This is a genomic window from Tenacibaculum sp. Bg11-29, from assembly GCF_002836595.1.
In the GTDB taxonomy this organism is placed as follows: domain Bacteria; phylum Bacteroidota; class Bacteroidia; order Flavobacteriales; family Flavobacteriaceae; genus Polaribacter.
Map to the genome: position 1 here is coordinate 766,240 of NZ_PJBB01000003.1, position 25,212 is coordinate 791,451.

22 protein-coding genes, 1 tRNA gene and 1 pseudogene are annotated in these 25,212 nt (G+C 30.9%); 17 read left to right on the forward strand and 7 right to left on the reverse strand.

The window, feature by feature from the left end; genetic code table 11:
* The first annotated feature begins 200 nt into the window (after positions 1-200).
* The 3 genes from CXF68_RS03525 (at position 201) to CXF68_RS03535 (ending at position 3,281) form a co-directional block, all read left to right on the forward strand.
* Positions 201-1,439 (forward strand): molybdopterin molybdotransferase MoeA, encoded by a 1,239-nt coding sequence (locus CXF68_RS03525; protein WP_101042986.1) that lies wholly within the window; start codon positions 201-203, stop codon positions 1,437-1,439.
* Positions 1,440-1,639: 200 nt separating this feature from the next.
* Complete coding sequence (gene moaC, locus CXF68_RS03530; protein WP_101042987.1) at positions 1,640-2,113, forward strand: cyclic pyranopterin monophosphate synthase MoaC; 474 nt, start codon at positions 1,640-1,642, stop codon at positions 2,111-2,113.
* A gap of 55 nt (positions 2,114-2,168) precedes the next feature.
* Complete coding sequence (locus CXF68_RS03535) at positions 2,169-3,281, forward strand: NTP transferase domain-containing protein (RefSeq protein ID WP_101042988.1); 1,113 nt, start codon at positions 2,169-2,171, stop codon at positions 3,279-3,281.
* Between the two features lie 95 nt (positions 3,282-3,376).
* On the opposite strand, the gene katG is transcribed toward CXF68_RS03535, so the two are convergent.
* Entirely contained in the window at positions 3,377-5,659 is a 2,283-nt protein-coding gene (katG, locus tag CXF68_RS03540) for a catalase/peroxidase HPI (RefSeq protein WP_101042989.1), read from the reverse strand.
* Positions 5,660-5,996: 337 nt separating this feature from the next.
* A tRNA-Leu gene (locus tag CXF68_RS03545) sits at positions 5,997-6,078 on the reverse strand.
* Between the two features lie 123 nt (positions 6,079-6,201).
* Here CXF68_RS03545 and CXF68_RS03550 point away from each other — a divergent pair.
* The 3 genes from CXF68_RS03550 to pth all read left to right on the forward strand — a co-directional run bounded on the left by CXF68_RS03550 (position 6,202) and on the right by pth (position 8,460).
* Positions 6,202-7,143, forward strand: a complete 942-nt coding sequence (locus CXF68_RS03550; RefSeq protein WP_101042990.1) for a ribose-phosphate pyrophosphokinase — start codon at positions 6,202-6,204, stop codon at positions 7,141-7,143.
* A 26-nt stretch (positions 7,144-7,169) separates the two neighbouring features.
* Positions 7,170-7,763 (forward strand): 50S ribosomal protein L25/general stress protein Ctc, encoded by a 594-nt coding sequence (locus CXF68_RS03555; protein WP_101042991.1) that lies wholly within the window; start codon positions 7,170-7,172, stop codon positions 7,761-7,763.
* 130 nt (positions 7,764-7,893) lie between these two features.
* Positions 7,894-8,460, forward strand: coding sequence for an aminoacyl-tRNA hydrolase (gene pth / locus CXF68_RS03560; protein WP_101042992.1), 567 nt, complete (start codon positions 7,894-7,896; stop codon positions 8,458-8,460).
* 162 nt (positions 8,461-8,622) lie between these two features.
* Here pth and CXF68_RS03565 read toward each other — a convergent pair whose 3' ends face one another.
* The 5 genes from CXF68_RS03565 to mutS form a co-directional block, all read right to left on the reverse strand.
* The gene (locus tag CXF68_RS03565; RefSeq protein ID WP_101042993.1) at positions 8,623-9,072 is read right to left on the reverse strand and encodes a 6-carboxytetrahydropterin synthase; all 450 of its coding nucleotides are present in this window, start codon (positions 9,070-9,072) and stop codon (positions 8,623-8,625) included.
* A gap of 108 nt (positions 9,073-9,180) precedes the next feature.
* Positions 9,181-9,354, reverse strand: a complete 174-nt coding sequence (locus tag CXF68_RS20470; RefSeq protein ID WP_157821842.1) for a hypothetical protein — start codon at positions 9,352-9,354, stop codon at positions 9,181-9,183.
* 2 nt (positions 9,355-9,356) lie between these two features.
* Positions 9,357-10,124 (reverse strand): enoyl-CoA hydratase/isomerase family protein, encoded by a 768-nt coding sequence (locus CXF68_RS03570; protein ID WP_101042994.1) that lies wholly within the window; start codon positions 10,122-10,124, stop codon positions 9,357-9,359.
* A 23-nt stretch (positions 10,125-10,147) separates the two neighbouring features.
* Entirely contained in the window at positions 10,148-11,482 is a 1,335-nt protein-coding gene (locus CXF68_RS03575; protein ID WP_101042995.1) for an MATE family efflux transporter, read from the reverse strand.
* Between the two features lie 51 nt (positions 11,483-11,533).
* Positions 11,534-14,146: a DNA mismatch repair protein MutS gene (mutS, locus tag CXF68_RS03580; RefSeq protein WP_101042996.1), complete on the reverse strand. Its 2,613-nt coding sequence runs from the start codon at positions 14,144-14,146 to the stop codon at positions 11,534-11,536.
* Positions 14,147-14,380: 234 nt separating this feature from the next.
* On the opposite strand from mutS, the gene CXF68_RS03585 reads away from it, so the two are divergent.
* The 11 genes and pseudogenes from CXF68_RS03585 to CXF68_RS03630 all read left to right on the forward strand — a co-directional run bounded on the left by CXF68_RS03585 (position 14,381) and on the right by CXF68_RS03630 (position 25,056).
* A complete protein-coding gene (locus CXF68_RS03585) occupies positions 14,381-14,911 on the forward strand; it encodes an RNA methyltransferase (RefSeq protein ID WP_101042997.1) in 531 nt (176 codons plus the stop codon).
* Positions 14,912-15,242: 331 nt separating this feature from the next.
* Complete coding sequence (locus tag CXF68_RS03590; RefSeq protein WP_101042998.1) at positions 15,243-15,539, forward strand: GIY-YIG nuclease family protein; 297 nt, start codon at positions 15,243-15,245, stop codon at positions 15,537-15,539.
* Positions 15,540-16,178: 639 nt separating this feature from the next.
* Positions 16,179-16,361: a hypothetical protein gene (locus CXF68_RS03595; protein ID WP_101042999.1), complete on the forward strand. Its 183-nt coding sequence runs from the start codon at positions 16,179-16,181 to the stop codon at positions 16,359-16,361.
* Between the two features lie 165 nt (positions 16,362-16,526).
* Positions 16,527-16,625, forward strand: a pseudogene (locus CXF68_RS21165) (TrmH family RNA methyltransferase); the annotation flags it as partial.
* A gap of 224 nt (positions 16,626-16,849) precedes the next feature.
* A complete protein-coding gene (locus CXF68_RS20475) occupies positions 16,850-17,008 on the forward strand; it encodes a hypothetical protein (RefSeq protein ID WP_157821843.1) in 159 nt (52 codons plus the stop codon).
* Between the two features lie 45 nt (positions 17,009-17,053).
* A complete protein-coding gene (locus CXF68_RS03605) occupies positions 17,054-19,024 on the forward strand; it encodes a tetratricopeptide repeat-containing sensor histidine kinase (protein ID WP_101043000.1) in 1,971 nt (656 codons plus the stop codon).
* A complete protein-coding gene (locus CXF68_RS03610; RefSeq protein WP_101043001.1) occupies positions 18,990-19,667 on the forward strand; it encodes a response regulator transcription factor in 678 nt (225 codons plus the stop codon). Before CXF68_RS03605 ends, CXF68_RS03610 begins: the two co-directional genes overlap by 35 nt.
* 1,791 nt (positions 19,668-21,458) lie before the next feature.
* The gene (gene glpK / locus CXF68_RS03615) at positions 21,459-22,940 is read left to right on the forward strand and encodes a glycerol kinase GlpK (RefSeq protein ID WP_101043002.1); all 1,482 of its coding nucleotides are present in this window, start codon (positions 21,459-21,461) and stop codon (positions 22,938-22,940) included.
* A 6-nt stretch (positions 22,941-22,946) separates the two neighbouring features.
* Entirely contained in the window at positions 22,947-23,489 is a 543-nt protein-coding gene (locus CXF68_RS03620; RefSeq protein ID WP_101043003.1) for a pyridoxamine 5'-phosphate oxidase family protein, read from the forward strand.
* Between the two features lie 81 nt (positions 23,490-23,570).
* Positions 23,571-24,410 (forward strand): AraC family transcriptional regulator, encoded by an 840-nt coding sequence (locus CXF68_RS03625; protein ID WP_101043004.1) that lies wholly within the window; start codon positions 23,571-23,573, stop codon positions 24,408-24,410.
* Between the two features lie 88 nt (positions 24,411-24,498).
* On the forward strand, positions 24,499-25,056 hold the full coding sequence (locus tag CXF68_RS03630) for a YbhB/YbcL family Raf kinase inhibitor-like protein (protein WP_101043005.1): 558 nt from the start codon (positions 24,499-24,501) through the stop codon (positions 25,054-25,056).
* Positions 25,057-25,212 lie beyond the last annotated feature (156 nt).

The following is a 25,212-nucleotide window of genomic DNA, read 5'->3' on the forward strand; positions in this document are numbered from 1 at the left end:
TCTTTTATATTTTTGTTTTTCCCACATTTTAGAATCTTTTACTACATACTATTTATGTTTCTATTAGCTCTTATAACCATAGGGTTATATCTAATATCATACAATATTAAGCAAACAAAAAAATACTCTTGGGTTATTTCTTTTCTAGGGATAACATACATTCTTTTCTATGGGGTAAATTACCTTTTATATTATATAAAATGACAATAGTACAAGAAGCAAAAAATATAATACTACAAAACACTTTAGATTTCGGAATTGAGCAAATTCCGTTTATGGAATCTGTCGGACGCGTTTTAAAAGAAACTATTGTTGCCGATAGAGATTTTCCCCCTTTCAATCGTGTTGCAATGGACGGAATTGCAATTAACTACATCCGTTTTAAAAACGGGCAACAAAGTTTTAATATTGAAGGAATTCAACCTGCAGGAAGCAAGCAATTATCTATGCAAAGTTCAGAAAATTGCATTGAAGTAATGACAGGTGCTGTATTACCAAATAATTGTGATACCGTAATTAGATATGAAGACGTTACTATAAAAAATGGAATTGCAACTATTACTGTTAATAGCATTAATGACAAGCAGAATATTCATACAAAAGGAAAAGACAAACAACAAGGTGATCTTTTAATTAAAGAGAATATCGTTATTTCTCCTGCAGAAATAGGAGTGATTGCTACTGTAGGAAAATCAACAATAAAAGTAGCAAAACAACCTAAGGTAATGATTGTATCTACTGGTGATGAACTCGTAGATGTAAACGAAATTCCTTTAGATTTTCAGATTAGAAGATCTAATGTATACACGCTAGTTTCATTATTAGGTAAATTAAACATTCCTTCAGAAACTGCCCACATAACTGATAATAAAACTGTTCTAAAAGAAAAGATAGCAAGCTATTTACAAGAATATGATGTACTGTTATTTAGCGGAGCTGTAAGTAAAGGAAAATTTGATTTTTTGCCCGAAGTATTAGCTGAACTGGATGTAGAGAAACTGTTTCATAAAGTAGCACAACGTCCAGGCAAACCATTCTGGTTCGGCATCTCAGATGCTTTAAATATGAGTGGACAGGATGTTTATCAGGATAAAGGAAATAATAAGGCAATTGTCTTTGCTTTCCCCGGTAACCCAGTTTCTACTTTTGTAAACTGCTTAGTTTATTTCTATGCTTGGTATTATAAATCTGTAAATATAAAACAACATGAAGAAACTGCTATTTTAGCTAGTGACATTGTATTTAAGCCCAATTTAACATACTTTTTACAAGTGAAATTAAGTTATCGTTTTGGACATTTAACAGCAACTCCAATAAAAGGAAATGGCTCAGGAGACTTGGCTAGCTTAGTAGAAGCAGATGGATTTATAGAAATTCCCAAAACCGAACAAATTGAATTTAAATCAGGAGCTGTTTTTCCTGTAATTAGATATAAATAACATATTTCGATATTAATTTGATTTTCATATCGGGCATCAAATTCACTCGATGTGACAATATCATATTAAATTGAAATAACAATTCAGTATCATAATACAACTTGTCAGTTCGAGTGGTTTTATTGAAATGGAAATAAAAGTGTATTGAGAACTCGTATTCTATCAAAATTTATTTTTAACTCACTTGATATAAAAATTAAATGAACAATTTCACACACATAAACGAAAAAAATCAACCTAAAATGGTTAATGTTTCTGATAAAAAAATCACGAAACGAACTGCTATTGCAAAAGCAACCATGTTTTTAGGTTCAGAAATTATTTCTCACTTTAAGAATGAAGATTTAATTACTAAAAAAGGCCCCGTTTTTCAAACTGCTATTATTGCTGGTATTCAAGCTGTAAAAAAGACATCAGATATTATTCCAATGTGTCACCCTTTATTAATTAACGGGGTAGACATTGATATAAACATCATTAACAACGAACATATAGAAGTTTTTTGTGAAGTTACTATCGAAGGGAAAACTGGTGTTGAAATGGAAGCTTTAACAGGTGCATCTGCAACATGTTTAACAATTTATGATATGTGCAAAGCTATCAGTCAAAAAATGATAATTAAAGACGTTAAATTAGTAGAGAAAACTGGAGGTAAGTCAGATATTAAAATCTAACCTCCCTACCCAAACAAGGTAATTTCAGATACTACAACTACTAAAAAAAGGCAAAATGAAAAAACATCAAAAACATACAAATATTTCAAAAAAACACAGCGATAATTTTGCACCTAACGAAGTGGCTATTTTAGGAACAAAATGTGGTATTATAGCTGATTTAGTCACTACCGTTTCTAATAAATTATCGAATTATAACCTTGGATATTTTGATGCTTCACACGCTAAAGATGTTCCGAAAAACACTTTCTCTACGTACACCTTTCATCATAAAGGAAATCTTCAAATAAACACAAATTCATCTATAAATAAATACGAACAGCGATTACAATTTTACAATCACGATTTCGTTTTTATTAATGGAAATCATTACCAAGGTGATAAACAAATTTTAATTTTAGATGATGAAAAAGAAGCTTCAGTAAAAAAACGTTTAGAGCAATTAACCAATATTCAGTTCATCATAAAATTAAATAAAGACACTCCATATTTTGATTGCTTAATAGAAAAATTCCCTAACATTAAAAACATAACTTCTTATACTATCGATCAAATTGAAAAAATTACAAATCACATAAAAAGTTTAATTCAAGAACATATTGCGCCTATAAATGGTTTAGTGTTAATTGGTGGTAAAAGCACCCGAATGGGAACTGACAAAGCCGAATTAAATTATTTTGGTAAAACTCAAAAAGAGCATGTAAAAGAGCTATTAGAAAAATGTTCATTACCTACTTTTTTTTCTATTCAGCAGCCCTCAGAAAAAGATAATGAAATTCATGATGTTTTTTTAAACTTAGGGCCATTTGGCGGAATTTGTTCTGCTTTTCAACAAAACCCTAATACTGCATGGTTAGTCATGGCTACAGATATTCCTTTTGTTAATGAAGAAATTATTAAACTTTTATTAGAAAATAGAGACCCTAGTAAAATAGCAACGACTATTAAAGGAAAAGAAAAAGAGTTTCCAGAGCCACTAATTACCATATACGAACCTAAGGCTTACGGAAAATTATTACAATATTTAGCACAAGGCTATTCTTGCCCTCGTAAAATGTTAATTAATTCTGATGTTAAAATTGTAGAAATTGATGATGATTTTATCAGAAACATTAACACTCCAGAAGAATTTGAAATTGCCTCAAAAGAGATTCAAAAGAATACATAAGACTACTAAGATGTACTTCTAACTAATATAAATAATTAACCTATATCACAATAAAATTTTTAATGTGATATAGGTATTAAACACTAACTAATCTTCTATTTTAAATCAAATCTATCTAAATTCATAACCTTAACCCAAGCACTAACGAAGTCAGTTACAAACTTTTCTTTTGCATCATCACTTGCATACACCTCAGCTAAACCTCTTAATTCAGAATTAGAACCAAAAATTAAATCAGCTCTTGTAGCTACCCACTTAACTGCATTCGTTTTTCTATCTTTACCTTCTAACTCCATTTTATCTTCAGAAATGGGAGTCCAATAAGTATTCATATCTAAAAGGTTCACAAAGAAATCGTTTGTTAAAACACCTGAATTTAAAGTAAGAACACCTTTGTTTGAAGCATTATAACTTACATTTAATGCACGCATCCCTCCAACCAAAACTGTCATTTCTGGAGCAGTTAGAGTTAATAATTGCGCTTTATCTACTAATAACTCTTCAGTTGTAAGTGTATATTTTTTCTTTTGATAATTTCTAAATCCATCTGCCATTGGCTCCAAAACAGCAAACGAAGCAACATCTGTTTGCGCTTGTGTTGCATCCATTCTTCCTGGGGTAAAAGGTACTTCTATTGAAAAACCTGCTTTTTTAGCTGCCTCTTCAACTACTGCTGAACCTCCTAAAACAATTAAATCTGCAATAGAAACCTTTACATCTTTAGAAGTATTATTGAATTTAAATTGAATTGCTTCATAAATAGCTAATACTTTTTTTAATTGAGTTGGGTTATTACTTTCCCAATTAATTTGTGGTTCTAAACGAATACGTGCTCCATTGGCTCCTCCTCTTCTGTCAGAACCTCTATAAGATGATGCTGATGCCCATGCTGTTTCTACCAACTGATTATGAGGAACTCCAGAATTAAGAATTTCTTTTTTTAGTGTTTGAATATTCGTTTTAGTAATTGACTTATCCTTTTGTGTTGGAATTGGATCTTGCCAAATAAAGTTTTCTTGTGGAAATGCTGAACCTAAATATGTTGATTTTGGTCCCATATCTCTATGCGTAAGCTTAAACCAAGCTTTTGCAAATGCTTCATCAAAAGACAATGGATTGTCTAAGAATTTTTGGCATGCCTTTTTATAATCAGGATCAAATTTTAATGCTAAATCAGAAGTTAACATCGTTGGTCTATGCCTTTTATTTTTATCAAAAGCATCAGGAAAAACTTCCCCTACACCCTTTGCTGCCCATTGATGAGCACCAGCAGGACTTTTAGTTAATTCCCATTCATTATCAAATAATGTATTTAAAAAAGCATGACTCCATCTTGTTGGTGTAGGTGTCCAAACCACCTCTAAACCTGATGTAATAGCATCTTTTCCTTTACCAGATTTGTAACTGCTTTTCCAACCTAATCCCTGTTCTTCAATACCTGCTGCTTCCGGAGATGCCCCTACATTTTCTGCTGGACCTGCCCCATGAGTTTTCCCAAAAGTATGTCCACCTGCTATTAAAGCTACAGTTTCTTCGTCATTCATACCCATTCTAGCAAAAGATATACGTATATTTTTTGCAGAAGCTACTGGATCTGGTTTCCCGTTTGGCCCTTCAGGATTTACATAAATTAACCCCATTTGTACAGCAGCTAAAGGATTTTCAACTTCTAAATCTAATTTACCCTCTTTATCTAATCGTCTACTCTCTAACCATCCTGCTTCAGACCCCCAGTAAATATCTTTTTGAGGCTCCCACACATCTTCTCTTCCTCCTGCAAAACCAATGGTTTTTAACCCCATTGATTCAATGGCAACATTTCCAGTTAAAATAATTAAATCAGCCCAAGAAATCTTTTTACCATATTTTTGTTTTATAGGCCATAATAACCTTCTTGCCTTATCTAAATTTCCATTGTCTGGCCAACTATTCTGTGGCGCGAAACGCTGTAACCCCATACGTGTTCCTCCTCTACCATCTCCCGTACGATAGGTTCCTGAACTGTGCCAAGCCATTCGAATAAATAACGGCCCATAATGACCATAATCAGCTGGCCACCAATCCTGAGATTCAGTCATTAACTTTATAAGATCTTTCTTTAATTCTGCATAATCTAACTTATTGAACTCATCAGCATAATTAAAGTCTTTTTTCATTGGATTTGACAATGCTGAATTTTGCGCTAGAACATCTAGGTCAAGTTTGTTTGGCCACCAATCTTTATTAGATTTAGTTTGTGAAATTTGTTCTTTTTTATGCCCCTTGTCAAAACCAAACGGACACTTTCCTTTTTCTTTTCCTTCAATGTGATTTTTTTCACTATTACAAGAAAAAAGCAAAGAGCTTACTGCTGCTACTGCTAAATATAATTTCTTCATTTTTTAAATAGATTAAGTTATGCTACAAACTTAAATAAGATAAATAAATGATTTAATAATTTTTGATAGAAATAACTTATAGTTGTATGTTTTGAATATTCTTTTGATATCAAAGAAAAAGCATGAATTACAAAAATTAACAAACTACATCTTAGAAAGACTTTTTATTCTTTGCAATTGTAAAGTAAAAAATTGCATTCCAAATTTAGAGTTGCTACAAGATAGTTCAAAAATGATACTCTTTATAAGTCTGGAATATTCTCCAATAAATTTATTGGTATGTATTAAGATTAAACTATAATAAAAAAGCTTCAACCAGTTGTTGAAGCTTTTCTTGTACTCGAGGCGGGAATCGAACCCGCACGTCTTGCGACATTGGATTTTGAATCCAACGTGTCTACCAATTCCACCACTCGAGCATTATTTAGGTTTGCAAAAATATAAAATATTTTAATTAATTCGATTAAAATAAGTTTTAAACTCTTAAAATAGTTTTACTTTTGCCCTTTCAACAACACTAACTATAAATACCTTTTTTACAAATGGCTACAGATCAATTAAGCCCAAAGATTTTTACTTGTTCCCAAAGTATCGAATTAGCAGAAAAAATTGCTAAAGAATACGGTGTAGAACTTGGTAATGTAAAAACAACGCATTTTAGCGATGGTGAATTTCAACCAGCGTTTGAAGAATCTATACGAGGAAGAAGAATATTTCTTGTTGGCTCAACATTTCCATCAGCAGATAATTTAATGGAAATGTTATTAATGTGTGACGCTGCAAAACGTGCATCTGCTAGACATATTACAGCTGTAATGCCTTATTTCGGATGGGCACGTCAAGACAGAAAAGATAAACCACGTGTAGCTATTGGTGCTAAATTAGTGGCTAAATTACTAGAAGAAGCAGGAGCAACTAGAATTATGACCATGGATTTACATGCTGACCAAATTCAAGGTTTCTTTGAAAAGCCGGTAGATCATTTATTTGCCTCTACTGTTTTTCTACCATATGTAAAAAATCTACAGTTAAACAACCTTACTATTGCTTCTCCTGATATGGGAGGATCAAAAAGAGCATATGCTTATTCTAAATATTTAGAAAGTGATGTTGTAATTTGTTATAAACAACGTGAAAAAGCCAATATCATTTCTCATATGGAATTAATTGGTGATGTAAAAGGTAAAAATGTAATTCTTGTTGATGATATGATTGACACAGGAGGAACTCTTACCAAAGCTGCCGATTTAATGATAGAGAGAGGTGCCTTAAGTGTACGTGCAATTTGTACACACCCAATACTTTCTGGTAATGCATATGAAAGAATTCAAAATTCGCAATTAACGGAACTAATTGTTTCAGATACAATTCCTTTGAAAAAGAGTGTTTCTAAAATAAAAGTAGTAACTTGCGCCACTTTATTCGCTGATGTAATGCATAAAGTGCATGATAATACATCTATTAGCGGACAATTTTTAATGTAAATAAATTTTAATAAATAAAAGAAGTAATGAAATCAATTACAATCAACGGATCACAAAGAGAAAGCGTAGGTAAAAAAGCAACTAAAGCCTTACGTAATGCTGGAAAGGTTCCTTGCGTATTATACGGAGGAGACAAGCCTGTTCACTTTTCAGCAGAAGAAAAATCGTTCAAGCCTTTAGTATTTACTCCTAACGTATTTACTGCTTCGATTGAAATCGATGGTAAAAAATATAGCGCTGTTTTACAAGACATACAATTTCACCCAGTAACAGATAGAGTTATACACGTAGATTTTTATCAGATATTTGATAACAAAGCAGTGACAATGAATATTCCAGTAAAATTAACAGGAACTTCTCCTGGTGTTTTAAATGGAGGTGCTTTACGTTTTACTAATCGTAAATTAAAAGTAAAAGCATTACCAGCTAATTTACCAGATTTTTTAACTGCAGATATTTCAGATTTAAAAATTGGAGGTAAATTATCTATATCATCTTTATTTAATGATGACTATACATTTTTACACCCAGACAATACTGTTGTTGTTCAAGTAAGAACTTCTCGTAATGCTACTGAAGAAGAGGAAACTGAAGAAGCTACTGAAGCTGTTGCAGAATAATATTTGCACACATAATTTATAAAAGCGTTACATTTTGTAACGCTTTTTTATTTTACTATTTTTAAAAAATTAAGAATTTGCATCTTATTTTTTTAAGATTTGGTTTTAAAACAACATAAAAGAAGAATTTATGAAAAAATTTTTAATTGTAGGACTAGGTAATATTGGCGAAAAATATGATAACACACGCCATAATATAGGGTTTAAACTAGTAGATGCTTTTGTAAAAGAGCATGATGCTAGTTTTACAACTGAAAAACTAGGAGATGTTGCCAAATTAAAAATTAAAGGAAAAACTGTAATTGTTTTAAAACCTAGCACCTATATGAATTTAAGCGGAAAGGCTGTTATGTATTGGATGCAACAAGAAAATATTCAAGTAGAAAACTTGTTAGTAATTACAGATGATTTAAATATTGATTTTGGTAAACTACGCATAAAACCTAAGGGAAGTTCAGGTGGACATAACGGATTGAAAGATATTCAGGATAAATTTAATACAGGTGCATACCCGCGTTTTCGTTTTGGTGTTGGTGCCGATTATGGTAGAGGTCGCCAAGTAGATTATGTATTAGGAGAATGGAGTAAAAATGAAGAAAGTGAAATGATTGAGCGCATTCCAACATCAGTTAAAGTAATTACTTCTTTTATTACAGCTGGAATGGCCAATACAATGAACGATTTTAATGGGAAGTAATCGATTTATTTAATTCCCAATATTTTATTAAACGTTCTTATTTCACATTTATAAAAATTTACAAATATTTTAAATAGATCTTTCATAATTATATAATTTATACTAATAAGTACATAAGCTTGACTATATGTTACAAATTAATTTAAAAATATTCAATATTATTTAATTATCAGAAGCAAACCATTCTGCAAAACTAGAATCTGTTTCTTGTAATTTAATTGCCTGAAGCTTAATGTTTTTAGGAAGTCTATTCTTAATTTTTTCTACAAAATCAATTACCATCATCTCACTAGTTGGCTGATAATCTACTAAAATAACATGATGTCCTCTATCTTTTAGTTCCTTAGCTAACTCAACATGTGGCGTGTTTTTGTTAAAAACTGTTGCATGATCAAAAACATCAACAATTTCCTCTTTTACAACCTTTTTGAGGTCTGTAAAATCAATAACCATCCCAAATTTCACATTTGATGCATCTGCAATCGGTTGTCCTATAACAGTTACAGAAAGCTTGTAACTATGACCATGAACATTTTTACATTTTCCGTCATATCCATATAAGGCATGACCTGTTTCAAAAGAAAATTGCTTTGTAATTCTAATATTGCTCACTATCTTTTAAATTTTTTATTACTTCTATATTTATTATAAAAATACACTATTGCTACTCCTGCTGCTAAAATGGCAAATAAATAATCTCCTCCCATAATTTATATCTTATTATTCGCCGAAAGTACGAATTTGTTTTACAATTTTTGTTAATAACCAAACGAAACCTACAGAAAGAACAACTCCTATAAGAACAGATAGTGTCGGATTATGATATATCCATTTCCCTACTTCATACCCTGCCTTATAACTTTGAGTATCTTTTATATCTTGAATTAAAAACATATTTATTTTTTAAACCTTGCTAGTGCCTTTTTAGTAGCGTCAGACAATACTAATTTACCTGATATTTCTGCTCTCTCTGCCAATAACTCTTGCCAGTGCTCAGTATCTTTCCACAACACTTTTTTCATTTCAGATAATGCTTCTGTATTATACGATGCTAATTTCTCTGTAAAAATAGCTAATTCTTTATCTAAATCGCCAATAGACTCAAAAACACGTGCATATAAACCTTTCTCTTTTGCCCAATACGCATTTTTCCAACTAGTAGCATCTAGTGTTAATTCTGCTAAACCACTAACACCTATTTTACGTTCTACCGCAGGTGCAATTACAAATGGACCGATACCTATAGTAAACTCAGAAAGCTTAATAGAAGCATGCTCTGTTGCTAAAACATAATCACAAGCAGCCGCTAAACCAACGCCTCCGCCAACAGTTTTACCTTGCACGCGACCAACAATCAATTTAGAACAACAACGCATTGCATTAATTACATTTGCAAAACCAGCAAAAAATTGTTTCCCCTCCTCTAAAGTATCAATTGCTACTAACTCATCAAAAGAAGCTCCCGCACAAAAAGCACGATCACCTTCCGATTTTAACACAACAATAGCTACATCATCATTATTTGATAGCGTATCAAATTCATTCGCTAAACGTCTTAGCAATTCACTCGGAAATGAATTACTTGCTGGATGCCCAAATTCAACTATCGCAATATTATTATCAATGTGAGTATATAAACTTCCGTTTTCTCTGGTTGTAGTCATTGTTACTTATTTTATTTTCAAAATTACTCTTTTTGAGAACGAGATAAAAACGTATTTCTAAATTTAAGAATTAAAGGAACCCCCCTAGCTATTATCCATGCAAAAAAAGCAATCCAAATCGCATATAACTTATAACCCAAAGAATCCAAGATTAATAGAACTGGAATAAATACGAATGCTGTAGATAACAATAATACATTTCGTAAATATTTCATTTCTCCCATTCCTTTAAACATTCCATCATAAATAAAGACAATGGAACAAATAGGCTGCATTACAAGAATAATCCAAAAAGTAGCATAAAACTCTTCCAAAACTTGTTGTTCCTTTATAAATACGCTTCCTATATAATCATAAAACAAAAATCCGAAAAGCGCTAGAACCGCTCCAAAAGCGAGTCCATAAATAATTAAGTTGTTTGCTAGTTTTACTAAAGTTGTATATGATTTTGCTCCTAATAACTTACCAGACAATATATTTCCTGCAGATGAATACCCGTCAATCATAAAAGCCCCCATCAACCATAAATTAAACCCTATTATATAGGCGGCTATGTATTCTTTACCGTAAGAGGCCGCATAAGAAGTTGCAAAATATAATGCTGTATTTAAAGCGATGGTACGAACAAATAAGTTTAAAATCATAGTTATAAACCTTGGAATCTCTTTATTAAAAGGCAAAGTAAATTTTAATGATATTTGTGTTTTAGTTAATAATAAATACCCTGCTACAATAGCCATAATAATTTGTGCAATTACACTGGCATAAGCAGCTCCTTTAATATTCATTGCTGGTATATACCCTTCAACACCATATACTAAAACAATATCTAATAAGATATTTATAACAGTACCGATAATGGCGATTAACATTGGATACATAGTGTTTTGCAACCCTCTAAACGTACCAAAAACTGCGATTACAAATAGTGTAAACGGAAAACCAAAAACACGTATTTTATAATACTCAATCGAATATTCTAAAATAGTACCAGAAGCATTATAAAATTGAAATATTTCTTTTGTAAACGGATAACTAATTCCTAAAATAAACAAACTCGTTATTAATACGATTACAATAGCTTGAGCCGGTAAATTTTTAACCTCATCTAATTTATTAGCACCTATATATTGAGAAACAATAGATGAAATTCCACTACGTGTTTGCCCGAATACCCAAATAAGCATCGACAAAAAAGCGCCAACAATACCAATTGCAGCAATACTTTCAGTGGCATTTACATTTACATTACCTACAATCGCTAAATCTGTAGTAGACAATAAAGGCTCTGCAACTCCTGCGATTAAAGCAGGGAAAGCTAATTTATTAATTCTTTTAAAACTTATATCTTGTAACATATAACAAGCTTTATAATAACTCGATTAGGTATCGAAAATTATTAACAATAATCATTTCTTCTTCACCAACATTCGCTTAATTTCATTCAACTTCATTAAAGCTTCAATAGGTGTAAGTGTATCAATATTTGTGGCTAAAATTTCTTCTTTAATATCTTCTAACAAAGGATCATCTAATTGAAAAAAGCTCATTTGCATTTCTTCATGCTGTGTTTCTTTTAAAACTTCCTTAACCTCTTTATGAGTATTATTCTTTTCTAATTGTTTTAAAATTTTCTGTGCTCTATGAATTACCATATTCGGCATTCCTGCTAATTTTGCTACATGAATACCAAAACTATGATTACTTCCACCGGCAACCAACTTACGCAAGAAAATAATACTGTCTTTTAATTCTTTTACAGATACATTAAAATTTTTAATTCGCTTAAATGTAGTTGTCATTTCATTTAACTCATGATAATGCGTTGCAAATAATGTTTTTCCTTTTGATGGATGCTCGTGTAAATATTCAGCAATAGCCCAAGCAATAGAAATACCATCATAAGTAGAAGTACCACGACCAATTTCATCTAATAACACCAAACTACGTTCTGAAATGTTATTTAAAATAGAAGCTGTTTCATTCATTTCTACCATAAAAGTAGATTCTCCCATCGAAATATTATCACTCGCACCTACTCTTGTAAAAATTTTATCTACAATACCAATTCTTGCATTCTGCGCAGGGATGTAACTTCCCATTTGTGCTAATAGAACAATTAAAGCTGTTTGACGCAAAATTGCTGATTTACCCGACATATTGGGGCCTGTAATCATAATGATTTGTTGCTGATTACGATTTAAAACAACATCGTTTGCTATATATTCTTCGCCAATTGGTAATTGCTTTTCTATTACTGGATGACGTCCATTTTTAATTTCTATATCTGTACTATCATCCATTATCGGACGCACATAATTGTTATCCATTGCTAATTGTGCAAACGATAATAATACATCTATCTTGGCAACATTTTGAGCATTCTGTTGCACTGGTTTTACAAAACCGATAATAAACTGCACTAATTTTGCGAAAATTTCCGTTTCTAACTGCTGAATTTTCTCTTCGGCTCCTAAAATTTTGGCCTCATATTCTTTAAGTTCTTCCGTAATATAACGCTCCGCATTTACTAATGTTTGTTTACGAATCCACTCTTCAGGAACGCTGTCTTTATATCTATTTCTAACCTCAATATAATAACCAAATACATTGTTAAAGGCAATTTTTAAACTTGATATTCCTGTTAGCTCAATTTCACGAGCCAACATGTTATCTAAATATTCTTTTCCTGAATTAGAAATATTTCTTAGTTCATCTAACTCAGTAGAAACTCCAGCTGCAATAGCATTTCCTTTATTAATATTTACAGGAGCTTCTTCTAAAACAGTTTCGATAATTTTATCAATTAATAGTTTACAATCGTGTAATTGTTTTCCTATTTCTTTTACTGTTTTATTTTCACTTTTTTCAGCAGCTTCTTTTATTGGAAGAATTGCTTTTAATGAGTTCTTTAACAACACTACTTCTCGCGGAGAAACCTTGCTAGTTGCTACTTTCGAAATTAATCGCTCAATATCAGAAATTTGTTTTAACTGATAAATAACTGTTTCGAAAAAAGCATCATTATCTATTAAAAATTTCACCAATTCATGACGTTGTTGTATTTGCTCTAAATCTTTTAAAGGTAAAGCTAACCAACGTTTTAATAATCGTCCTCCCATAGGAGAAATTGTTTTATCAATAACATTTAATAAAGACACAGAGTTTACAGAATTCCCGCCATATAATTCTAAGTTTTTAACCGTAAAGCGATCCATCCATACATAATTATCTTCAGCAATTCTGCTTATTGATTGTATGTGCTCTATTTTATTATGCTGTGTTTCTGATAAATAATACATCGCTGCTCCACCCGCAACAATACCTTGTTCAAGTTCTTCAACTCCAAACCCTTTTAAGTTCTTAACCTTAAAATGATTACTTAGTAATTCACTACCATATTCTTTTTGAAAAACCCAATCTTCTAAATAAAATGTATGAAAACGATTCGTGAATAATTCTAAAAAACGTTGTTTATGCTGCTTTTCTACTAAAACTTCACTTGGCGAAAAGTTTTGCAAAAGTTTATCTATATATTCTTCGTTTCCTTGGGCAATTAAAAACTCTCCTGTAGAAACATCTAAAAACGAAACTCCAACTATTTTTTTACCAAAATGTACTGCTGCTAAAAAATTGTTCGACTTCGATTGTAAAACTTCATCATTTAAAGCAACACCAGGAGTAACCAATTCGGTAACACCACGTTTTACAATGGTTTTTGTCATTTTAGGATCTTCTAACTGATCGCAAATAGCAACTCGTAAACCAGACTTTACTAACTTAGGTAAATACGTGTTTAACGAATGGTGCGGAAAACCTGCCAGAGCAGTTTCGCTTTCGCTACCAGCACCTCTTTTTGTTAAAACAATTCCTAAAATCTTAGATGCTTTTACAGCATCTTCACCAAAGGTTTCATAAAAATCACCTACCCTAAAGAGCAACATTGCATCCGGATATTTAACTTTAATTCCGTTGTATTGTTGCATTAGTGGCGTTACCTTTTTTGCCTTTGTTTTTGCCAATTTTTAAGATTTTTTCAATTAGTTTTGCGAAGATATGAAAAGCGTTATTGTTGTTATATAATTCTATTTAATTATTTGACATCATGATTACTTTAATTCAGAATTTGAATAGTTATTAAAAAACGTAGGTAATTACGAGAAAGAATGACGAAGTAATCTCTCGATTCGGACTCAGTAGCAAAAGATTGCTTTCCTTTGGTCGCAATGACGAAATAAAATTATAATATAGGTTACATGAGAAAACTAAAAAATAATGAGTTAGGTAGAATTACAGTTAACAAGTTTAAGCAAACCAAAAAAACGCCCATTATTGTAGTCCTAGATAACATTCGTAGTTTAAATAATGTGGGGTCTGTTTTTAGAACTTCTGATGCTTTTTTAATTGAAAAAATATATCTCTGCGGAATTACAGCAACTCCGCCTAACAAAGAAATTCATAAAACAGCTTTAGGCGCTACCGAATCTGTTGCTTGGGAACATGTTGAAAACACAATTGATTTGGTTGAAAAACTAAAAAAAGATAACGTTAAAATTTTGGCTATCGAACAAGCTGAGAATAGCACTATGCTAAATAATTTCACTCCAGAACCTGACCAGAAATATGCAGTTGTAATGGGTAATGAAGTAAAGGGAGTACAACAAGAAGTGGTTTCTGCTGCCGACTTTTGTATTGAAATACCTCAGCTAGGTACCAAACACTCTTTAAATATATCAGTAAGTTGTGGAATCGTGCTTTGGGATTTATTTAATAAAATTACTTCATAGCGCATCATTACGAGAAAGAATGAATAAAGTAATCTACTAATTAGGAACTCAAAACACAAAGATTGCTTCCTGCTAGTCGCAATGACGGAACGATTAAAATAACAAAACTAACACTGCTCGTCATTACGAGAAGGGACGACGAAGTAATCTCTAACATTTAGAACTCAATAACAAACAGATTGCTTTATTCTTCGCAATGACGGAAAAGTTAAAATTGTAAAAAAAATAACACTGCACGTCATTACGAGGAGGAACGAAGTAATCTCTACAATCGGAACTTACAACTTTTAAAAAATTGTTTTACATTTTATAATAACGTAAATTGTAAAGCATGAAAAACCCTTGCATATACTTCTTAACGAATAAAAACAATACTGTTATTTATATTGGGGTAACATCAAACTTAATAAAAAGAATTTACGAACATAAAACTGATAAACATAAAGGTTTCACGTACAAATACAACTGTAATAAATTGGTATATTATGAAGCGTTTACTTCTATCACCGATGCTATTACCAGAGAAAAAAAATTAAAATCAGGTAATAGGAAAAAGAAAGAAAATTTAATTAATAAAGAAAATTCTGATTGGCTAGATTTATCCAAAGATTGGCTATTTAATTTCTAACGTCATTACGAGAGAGGTACGAACGAAGTAATCTCTATCTTCAGAACTCAATAACAAACAGATTGCTTCGTGCCTCGCAATGACGAAAAGATTAAAACTATAACAACAAAATTAACACTGCACGTCATTACAAGAAGGAACGACGAAGTAATCTCTAACATTTAGAACTCATAATAAACAGATTGCTTCGTGCCTCGCAATGACGGAAAGATTAAAATCGTAACAACAAAAATAACACTGCACGTCATTACAAGAGAGGTACGAACGAAGTAATCTCCAACATTTAGAACACATAACCAATAGATTGCTTCGTGCCTCGCAATGACGGAACGATTAAAATAACAAAAATAACACTGCTCGTCATTACGAGAGAGGCACGAACGAAGTAATCTCTATCTTCAGAACTCAATAACAAACAGATTGCTTCGTGCCTCGCAATGACGAAAAGATTAAAACTATAACAACAAAATTAACACTGCACGTCATTACAAGAAGGAACGACGAAGTAATCTCCAACATTTAGAACACATAACCAACAGATTGCTCCATTCTTCGCAATGACAAATAAAAAACACAATAACATTTGTTTTTTCGATTATTTTAGTATTAATTTATACTTCATTTAAAACCCAAATTATTATGTTAGAAAATTTAAAGCAATTCGAAATTAAAAAAGAAAAACAAGTAACAATTACTGGTGGTACTACTGGAGGTGGTCAAGGAGGTGGTCAAGGAGGTGATGGTTTTACTACCACTCCTACTACTGGTGGTGGTGGTGATGGTAATAATGGTGGCGATGGCTTAATAACTGGCGGTCATTAGAAATGAGTTATCTATTATTTATAAATTTAAAGGCATCATAGTATGATGCCTTTAAATTTATAAAAAAACTTTAAATTACATACCCTAAGTTATATTATAAATATAGCATCTTACTCTTATTTTATAGCAAAAATAAAAATGCAAACATTATAACACTCCCATTACTGTATTAAAATACCTCTACTAGGCACCAAACACTCTCTAAATATATCCGTAAGTTGTGGAATCGTGCTTTGGGATTTATTTAATAAAATTACTTCGTAAGTAACTATTTGAGGTGAAAATGAACCAAGCAACTTATTCATTTAGAACTATAAAGAAAATATTTTTTTTACGATTTACTAATGAAAATAAAAAACTACTACTTTAAACTAATAATAAATTAATGTAAAAATTAGCATTTTTTTTGTTGTTCTCCAATAAACCCTTTAATTTAGGGATCTAAATTAACTCCCCCACTAAAAATTTTAATTAAAAATCTATTAACTATGGAATACAAAAAATTACAAAAAGTGGAAATGTCATCAACTCCTGAACCAAACAATCCTGAACCAATTAACCTAGATCCAATTACGCCAGATACTGGTAATGATGACCCTACTACTGGTGGAGGTGATGGTGGTAGCCAAGGAGGCGATGGTAAATAAATTTATTTATAACACCTTGTTTAAATACAGGGTGTTTTTTATTTTATGCTTAAATATTTTCTCTTTTTTTATTCTCTCTTTTTTATTCAATTTTCTTTTTCACAAACTGAAAAAATAGACTCTGTTTCCTTTTTTTTAAAAAAAGCGGATAATCTTTACGGGGCAAAAAAAATTCCTTTTCTTAAAAAAGCTGTTTTTTTTGCTAGTCAATCTAATATTGATTCTTTAATAAGAAAAACAAATATTGAATTAGGTCTTCATTCTTTTTATAATAACTTAACAAAAGATCTTGTTTTTGCCAATAAAAACCTCAACAAACTCTTTTTAAAAACCAAGGATTCTACTTTATTAGCAAAACACTTGCATTTTAAAGCATTAGAGCAAAAAAAATTATTAAACATTGATAGTACTTTTTTTTATTATCATCAATCTAAAAACATTTCTAAACAACTAAAAGACTCCTTAGCCGTTGGTCGCCGTTTATTAAGTATTGCTCTTTTACAAAAAAAATCAAAAGATTATTTAGGAGCAGAAATTAGCTCTATAGAAGCATTACAGTATTTGGAGCCTATTCAATCAAATATTTATTTAGAAAGGGCTTACAATGTTTTAGGTTTAGTTTCTGAAGAATTAAATCAAAAAAAAGAAGCTCTTAAGTATTACACAAAAGCTCTTAAAAACAATAGAATAAATAATAATGATATAGAGTATTTATATATAATTAATAACCTAGGACTTTTACACCAGAATGAAAACAAATATAAAAAAGCTATTTCATATTTTAAAAAAGGATTGGCTTTTAATAATATTAAAGAAAAACATCCTTTTCAATATACCCTATTATTAGAGAGTTTAGCCTATAGTGATTATAAATTAGGTAAAAAAGCAGATGTTTTAAAACAGTATAATGAAGTATTAAATATAAGAAAGCAATTAAATAGTCTCAATAGTATTAGTACTACCCATATTAACATTTCAAATTACTACAAAGATTTAAATCAAATACAAAAAGCGAAACACCATTCTAGCCAGGCACTAAAATATGCCAAGCAAACAAATAATAATAAACGCTGGCTAGAAGCTTTAGAAAACCTTTCAGAATTAACAACAGGAGAGCAATCAAAAAAATATTTACAACAATACATTAAACTTAATGATAGCCTGTTTGATAAAGAACGGCAATTAAAAAATCAGTTTGCTAAAATTAGATACGAAACTGATAAAAAAGAAAAAGAGAACGTTGTTTTAAAATCTGAAAATGAAAAGAAACAAGTAGAAATAGTTTACCATAAACAACAACAAACTATTGGATGGCTGGCAGCTGCAAGTGGTTTATTATTATTTGGGGTAAGTGTTCTTTTTTTCTTTTTTAGAAGAAAAAAATTATTATACCGAGCGCAGTTAGAAAGAATAGCGGCTAGAGAGCATGAACGCCAACAGATTGCTAAATCACTACATGATGAAGTAGCCGGAGACCTACGCTTATTACATCAAAAATTAGAGAAATCGAATTTATTAGAAGAAGCCAAAAAATTGGATGCTGTTAAAGAGAATGTTCGTAACCTATCACATCAATTAAGTAGTATTAGTTTTGATAAAGTTTCTTTTAGAGATCAAATAATTAATTTAGTGAGTGATTATTTTGAACTCGATTTTAGAATAAAAGTAAGTGGTTTACAAGAATATAATTGGATTACTATAAATGATTCAATTAAACGATTATTATATTTAAGCACTCGTGAGAGTATACAAAACTGTAAAAAACACGCTAAAGCTAGTAAAATAGTCATCGATTTTGCTATACAGAAAAATTATGTACTTTTGAGCATTACAGATAATGGCATCGGTTTCGACGCTAATATTAGTAAAAAAGGAATTGGTTTACAGAACCTGCAAGAACGTGTTGAGGAGCTAAGCGGCTCTTTAGATATTAAAAGTGAGGTAGGTAACGGAACCAAAACCAGTATTCAAATCCCCTTAAATGCCTGGACAAACAAAAATACTATTAGTCGATGACCATCAGTTAATTCTTGAAGGTATTCTTTCGTATTTGAAAGATATTGATAATTTACACATAGAAACAGTAAATTCTTGTGATGAAGCACTCTCAAAAATAAAATCAAACCTTGCCGACACGCCATTTCATATTCTTTTTACTGATTTAAGTTTCGATAATAATGATGGTAATGTAATTTTAGACGGTGGTGAAGCTTTAATAAAAGCAATTCAACAAGAGGGAATTAATATTAAAACAGGCGTAATTACTGGTCATTCAGAAACCAACCGTGTGTTTAATGTTATACACAATTTAAACCCTTCTGCTTATATTTTAAAAGGAAATTGTAATACAGACGAATTAACGTTTGCAATACAAAAGATGCTAAAGGGTGAAGTATATTACACTCATAAAATACATCAAAAGCTTTTAAAAAGAGCTTTGGTAGAAATTCAAATGGATGATATTGCTATTCAGATATTAAAGGAACTACCTAAACATGCTAAAATAAACAACTTAGAAGGTTTTATTAAAAAAGCAGATGGCACTTTAGTTAAGGTACGATCTATAGAAGGTAAACTTGCAAAACTTCGTACCGATTTACAAGCACATAACAATACCGATTTAGTTCTAAAGGCCAAGGAGTTAGGTATTTTAGATTAATTTTTGCGGAAAACCACACGTTTTTTTGCGGTTATCCCTTTTCCCAACCGAAAACCTAGCTATATCTTTGCCTAAGAATGTTAAACCATTCTGGGGAAATTCTAAAAAAAAAGAAAAATTAAAATAAACCTTTCAGTTAATTCTGGAAGGTTTATTTACTTTATGAACCTTTTATTAAGATACAGAAAACCACACGTTTTTTTTGCGGTAATCCCTTTTTTTAAACAAAAACTCTATTATAGATTTGCAGCATCAAGTTTTCGAAGATATGGGGATATAACGAAAAATGATATTTAAGGGAAAAATTAACCTTCTAGATATTTCTAGAAGGTTTTTTTTATTTAAAAACTAATAAACAATACATTATGCGGTAATCCACACTTTTTTTTGCGGTTATCCCCTTTTTAAAACAAAAGGTCTATTATATATTTGCAACATCAAGTTTCGAAGATATGGGGATATAACGAAAATGATATTTAAGGGAAAATCAACCTTCTAGATACTTCTAGAAGGTTTTTTTATTTAAAAACTAACAAACAATATATTATACGGTAATCCACACTTTTTTTTGCGGTTATCCCCTTTTTAAAACAAAAGGTCTATTATATATTTGTAACATCAAGTTTCGAAAATATGGGGATATAACGAAAATGATATTTAAGGGAAAATCAACCTTCTAGATACTTCTAGAAGGTTTTTTTATTTAAAAACTAACAAACAATATATTATACGGTAATCCACACTTTTTTTTTGCGGTTATCCCCTTTTTAAAACAAAAGGTCTATTATACATTTGTAACATCAAGTTTCGAAAATATGGGGATATAACGAAAATGATATTTAAGGGAAAATCAACCTTCTAGATACTTCTAGAAGGTTTTTTTATTTAAAAACTAACAACCAATATATTATACGGTAATCCACACTCTTTTTTGCGGTTATCCCCTTTTTAAAACAAAAAGTCTATTATACATTTGTAACATCAAGTTTCGAAAATATGGGGATATAACGAAAATGATATTTAAGGGAAAATCAACCTTCTAGATACTTCTAGAAGGTTTTTTATTTAAAAACTAACAAACAATATATTATACGGTAATCCACACTCTTTTTTGCGGTTATCCCCTTTTTAAAACAAAAAGTCTATTATACATTTGTAGCATCAAGTTTTCGAAGGTATGGGGATATAACGAAAATGATATTTAAAGGGAAAATTAACCTTCTAGACATTTCTAGAAGGTTTTTTTATTTAAAAACCTAAATAATATCAAGTTTTGCATAAATCCACATGTTTTTTTGCGGTTATCCCCTTTTTAGAACAAAAAATCTATTATACATTTGTAACATCAAGTTTCGAAGATATGAAGGGTATAACGAAAATGATATTTAAGGGGAAAATTAACCTTCTAGACATTTCTAGAAGGTTTTTTTTATTTAAAAAACTAAAAAACAGCAAGTTATGCGTAAATCCACATGTTTTTTTGCGGTAATCCCCTTTTTAAAACTATTCTTTTACAATACCTTTACAGTGTTCTTTTGAACAAAAAATAAGGGGATTAATTAAATATTTAAAAAAATGGGGATTTTTTTACTAAAAAAAACTGCAAGTATTTTAAACGGAGTTTTATCAGCATTATCAGAATTAGGTAAGGGAGCTGGTTACGCTTTAAAACACTAATAGTAGTTACTTAACAAAAGGTTTAAAACCTTCTTGATAAAATTATCAAGAAGGTTTTTTATTACCCTAACTTTAAATTGTAAATTGCTGTTTAATTTTTACATTCTATATTAAATGGCAAAATATATTGTTGCATTAGATCAAGGTACTACAAGTTCTCGCTCGGTAATTATTAACGAATCACAAGAAATAATTGCGATGAATCAGCAAGAGTTTACCCAAATTTTCCCTCAATCTGGTTGGGTTGAACACAATGCTAACGATATTTTAACTACGCAACTTTCTACACTTAAAAAAACAATAAACCAGGCAAATATTCACCCTTCAGAAATTGCTGGTATTGGTATAACAAATCAAAGAGAAACGACTGTTATCTGGCATAAAAAAACAGGAGAGCCTATATACAATGCTATTGTTTGGCAAGACAAACGAACAGCTAATATTTGTGAACAATTAAAAGAAAAAGGGCTAGAAAACCATGTTCGTAAAACTACAGGTTTAGTAATAGATAGTTATTTTTCAGCAACTAAAATAAATTGGATTTTAAATAATATTGAAGGAGCAAGATTAGAAGCTGACAAAGGAAATTTATTATTCGGTACTATAGATACCTGGTTGCTATGGCATTTAACCAACGGTAAAGTTCATGCAACTGATTACAGTAATGCTTCTCGTACCATGTTATATGATATTAAAAAACTTTGTTGGGATAAAAAACTATTAAAAGAATTAAACATCCCTATTTCAATGTTACCAGAAGTAAAACCTTCGTCTCATTACTTTGGAGATTATGAACTAGAAGGGCATCAAATTCCGATAACAGGAATCGCTGGAGATCAACAAGCAGCACTTTTTGGGCAAGCCTGTTTTAATAAAGGAGATGCAAAAAACACCTACGGCACAGGTTGTTTTATGTTAATGAACACTGGTGAGAACCTTGAATATTCTAAAAATGGATTATTAACAACAATCGCTTGGGGAATTGATAACAAAATATATTATGCCTTAGAAGGAAGTGTATTTATTGCAGGATCGGCAATTCAGTGGTTACGAGACGGGTTACAAATTATAAACAACGCTGAAGAAAGTGAAACTTTAGCAAAAAGCATAAAAGATGAAAATCCGGTATATGTTGTTCCTGCTTTTGCAGGTTTGGGTGCTCCTTATTGGGACATGTATGCTCGTGGTGCTGTTTTCGGATTAACTCGTGATACTGGTAAAAATCATTTAATAAAAGCCACTTTAGATTCACTCGCCTATCAAACTAAAGACATATTAGATGTAATGCAAAAAGATAGCGAAGTTGAACTAACTTCATTAAAAGTAGATGGAGGCGCTTGTGCTAATGATTATTTAATGCAATTTCAATCAGATATTTTAAATACAAAAGTAGAAAGGCCTGAGGTTATTGAAACCACCATTATGGGCGTTGCTTATTTAGCAGGTATAAACGTAGGGTTGTGGAAACAAGAAGACATCTTAAATAAACGAAAAATTAACAATACATTTTCTCCTTCATTTCCTGAAGAAAAAAGAGATAAATTATATAAAAAATGGCAAAAAGCTGTTGAACGAACTAAAAATTGGATAGATTAAAAAATTATGGGAAAGTTTAACAATAAAATTACATCAAGGATTCAAAAATTTATAGAAGCTCAAAAAATGTTTTTTGTAGCAACAGCACCTAAAAACGGACGTATAAGTTTATCTCCTAAAGGAATGGATACTTTTCGTGTATTAAACCAAAATCGTATTGCTTGGTTAAGCCTTACTGGCAGTGGTAATGAAACCTCAGCTCATTTATTAGATGATAACAGAATAACAATTATGTTTTGTGCTTTTGAAGGAGCTCCTAACATTTTACGCTTATACGGAAAAGCAAAAGAGATTTTACCAAACGACCCTGAATGGGACGACTTAATATCACAATTTCCAAAATTAGCAGGAACACGACAAATATTTGATGTAACCATTGAAAGCACACAAAATTCTTGTGGAATGTCGATACCTTTTTACGAGTACAAAGAAGAACGCAATCAATTATTAGATTGGATTGACGAAATAGGTGAGAGTGGTGTTAAACAATACTGGGAAGATAAAAACAGAACTAGTATTGATGGGTTAGATACTAAACTTAAAGAATAAGTTTGGTTTGATTTTACTAAACCTTTATATAAATCATTGAAACATAATTATATTATTAAAGTTAGATAAAATTAAAACTCAATGAAAGTAATTACATTACCGGATGAACTAAATTTCAATTCATCTCTCTCTATCTCTGTTTATGATTATGAAAGCGCTAAAGAAATCTCTAAGCAACAAATCTTACTAAACAAAAACACTTTTAGTTTTCTTCAAGAAGGAACAAAAGAAGTTTTTTTTGATAACTCTTCCTTTGCAATAGATAATTCTCAATTCCTATTGATGAAATCTGGACATTGTTTAATGACTGAAAAGCTCTCTAACGTTGCAGGTTATTACAGAAGTATTCTATTCTTTTTTTCTAATGAAGACGTTTTAAAATTCATAAGGAAGTTTGAACTTAGCCCAACTGACTCAAGGAAACTGTATTCTACGTATTTATTTACTTATGATTCATTTATAAAAACATTTGTGGATAGTCTTTTAGGAATTTCTAAACTTTCATCACCTATTCAAAAAAACATTTTAGACGCTAAGTTTGAGGAAATAATGTTATATCTCATTGAATTTAAAGGAGTCAGTTTTTTATATTCCATAATTAACAATAGTGACAACCAAAGTCAAAGGTTTATTCAAACAATAGAGAGTAATCAATTAAATAAACTAACAATAAAAGAACTTTCTTTTCTATCAAATATGAGTGTATCAACATTCAAAAGAGAATTCGAAAAACACTTTCAAAACTCACCAAGTAAATGGTTTCGAAAGAAAAGACTTGAACATTCTGCCTTCTTACTAAAAAACAAATCAAAAAGACCATCTGATATCTATGAGGAAATTGGATATGAAAATTTATCAAGTTTCATTCAGGCTTTTAAGCTGAAATTCGGGGTTACCCCAAAACAGCATCAATCAAATTGAACTTTTATCAACACTTTTTGAGCTGTATCAAACACAAAATTTACTAGTATCTCTTATAATTTTGTTCTCTAACGAAAAAACAAACATTATGAGAAAATCAAATTTTATAATAGGGTTACTAATCACCTTATCAAGCACAGTCTTTGGCCAAAATACGTTTACCTTGTCTAGCAATGATTTGGGTGGAGAAGCTACTATTAACGCAGAATTTAACGGGTTTGGTTGTACTGGAGAAAATCAATCTCCACAATTATCTTGGAAAAATGCACCTGAAGGAACTAAAAGCTTTGCAGTAACTATGTATGACCCTGACGCACCAACTGGAAGTGGATGGTGGCACTGGGTAGTCTTTGATATTCCAGTAAGCACTAATGAATTAATATCTGGCGCTGGAAACACAAAGCTAAATCTAACACCTGAAGGAATTATTCAAAGCGTTACAGACTATGGAGTGAATGGTTATGGTGGACCTTGCCCTCCAAAAGGGCACGGTTTACATCAATATATAATTACAGTTTACGCATTAAAAACAGGCAAACTTGGATTAAATAAAAGTACTAATCCTGCTGTAGTTGGATATTACTTATGGAATAACACATTAGCTAAGGCTAGTATCGTAACATATTATCAGAGAGATAAGAAATAGTTAACTTAAGACATCTAAATATAAAACGGTTTGAGCGTACACTCAAACCGCTTTATATTTAATTAAGTGTGTTGCCCACTAAAAAGCAAGTGCGTTTTAATCTCCTAATGCTCCTATACAAACCGTAAGCGAAACTCAAAAAAACTATTTATTTAG

Coding starts and splice junctions, on each gene's coding strand:
- CXF68_RS03525 (WP_101042986.1), top strand. CDS start 201: ATGACAATAGTACAAGAAGCAAAAAATATAATACTACAAAACACTTTA.
- moaC (WP_101042987.1), top strand. CDS start 1,640: ATGAACAATTTCACACACATAAACGAAAAAAATCAACCTAAAATGGTT.
- CXF68_RS03535 (WP_101042988.1), top strand. CDS start 2,169: ATGAAAAAACATCAAAAACATACAAATATTTCAAAAAAACACAGCGAT.
- katG (WP_101042989.1), bottom strand. CDS start 5,659: ATGAAGAAATTATATTTAGCAGTAGCAGCAGTAAGCTCTTTGCTTTTT.
- CXF68_RS03550 (WP_101042990.1), top strand. CDS start 6,202: ATGGCTACAGATCAATTAAGCCCAAAGATTTTTACTTGTTCCCAAAGT.
- CXF68_RS03555 (WP_101042991.1), top strand. CDS start 7,170: ATGAAATCAATTACAATCAACGGATCACAAAGAGAAAGCGTAGGTAAA.
- pth (WP_101042992.1), top strand. CDS start 7,894: ATGAAAAAATTTTTAATTGTAGGACTAGGTAATATTGGCGAAAAATAT.
- CXF68_RS20470 (WP_157821842.1), bottom strand. CDS start 9,354: ATGTTTTTAATTCAAGATATAAAAGATACTCAAAGTTATAAGGCAGGG.
- CXF68_RS03570 (WP_101042994.1), bottom strand. CDS start 10,124: ATGACTACAACCAGAGAAAACGGAAGTTTATATACTCACATTGATAAT.
- CXF68_RS03575 (WP_101042995.1), bottom strand. CDS start 11,482: ATGTTACAAGATATAAGTTTTAAAAGAATTAATAAATTAGCTTTCCCT.
- CXF68_RS03585 (WP_101042997.1), top strand. CDS start 14,381: ATGAGAAAACTAAAAAATAATGAGTTAGGTAGAATTACAGTTAACAAG.
- CXF68_RS03590 (WP_101042998.1), top strand. CDS start 15,243: ATGAAAAACCCTTGCATATACTTCTTAACGAATAAAAACAATACTGTT.
- CXF68_RS03595 (WP_101042999.1), top strand. CDS start 16,179: ATGTTAGAAAATTTAAAGCAATTCGAAATTAAAAAAGAAAAACAAGTA.
- CXF68_RS20475 (WP_157821843.1), top strand. CDS start 16,850: ATGGAATACAAAAAATTACAAAAAGTGGAAATGTCATCAACTCCTGAA.
- CXF68_RS03605 (WP_101043000.1), top strand. CDS start 17,054: ATGCTTAAATATTTTCTCTTTTTTTATTCTCTCTTTTTTATTCAATTT.
- CXF68_RS03610 (WP_101043001.1), top strand. CDS start 18,990: ATGCCTGGACAAACAAAAATACTATTAGTCGATGACCATCAGTTAATT.
- glpK (WP_101043002.1), top strand. CDS start 21,459: ATGGCAAAATATATTGTTGCATTAGATCAAGGTACTACAAGTTCTCGC.
- CXF68_RS03620 (WP_101043003.1), top strand. CDS start 22,947: ATGGGAAAGTTTAACAATAAAATTACATCAAGGATTCAAAAATTTATA.
- CXF68_RS03625 (WP_101043004.1), top strand. CDS start 23,571: ATGAAAGTAATTACATTACCGGATGAACTAAATTTCAATTCATCTCTC.
- CXF68_RS03630 (WP_101043005.1), top strand. CDS start 24,499: ATGAGAAAATCAAATTTTATAATAGGGTTACTAATCACCTTATCAAGC.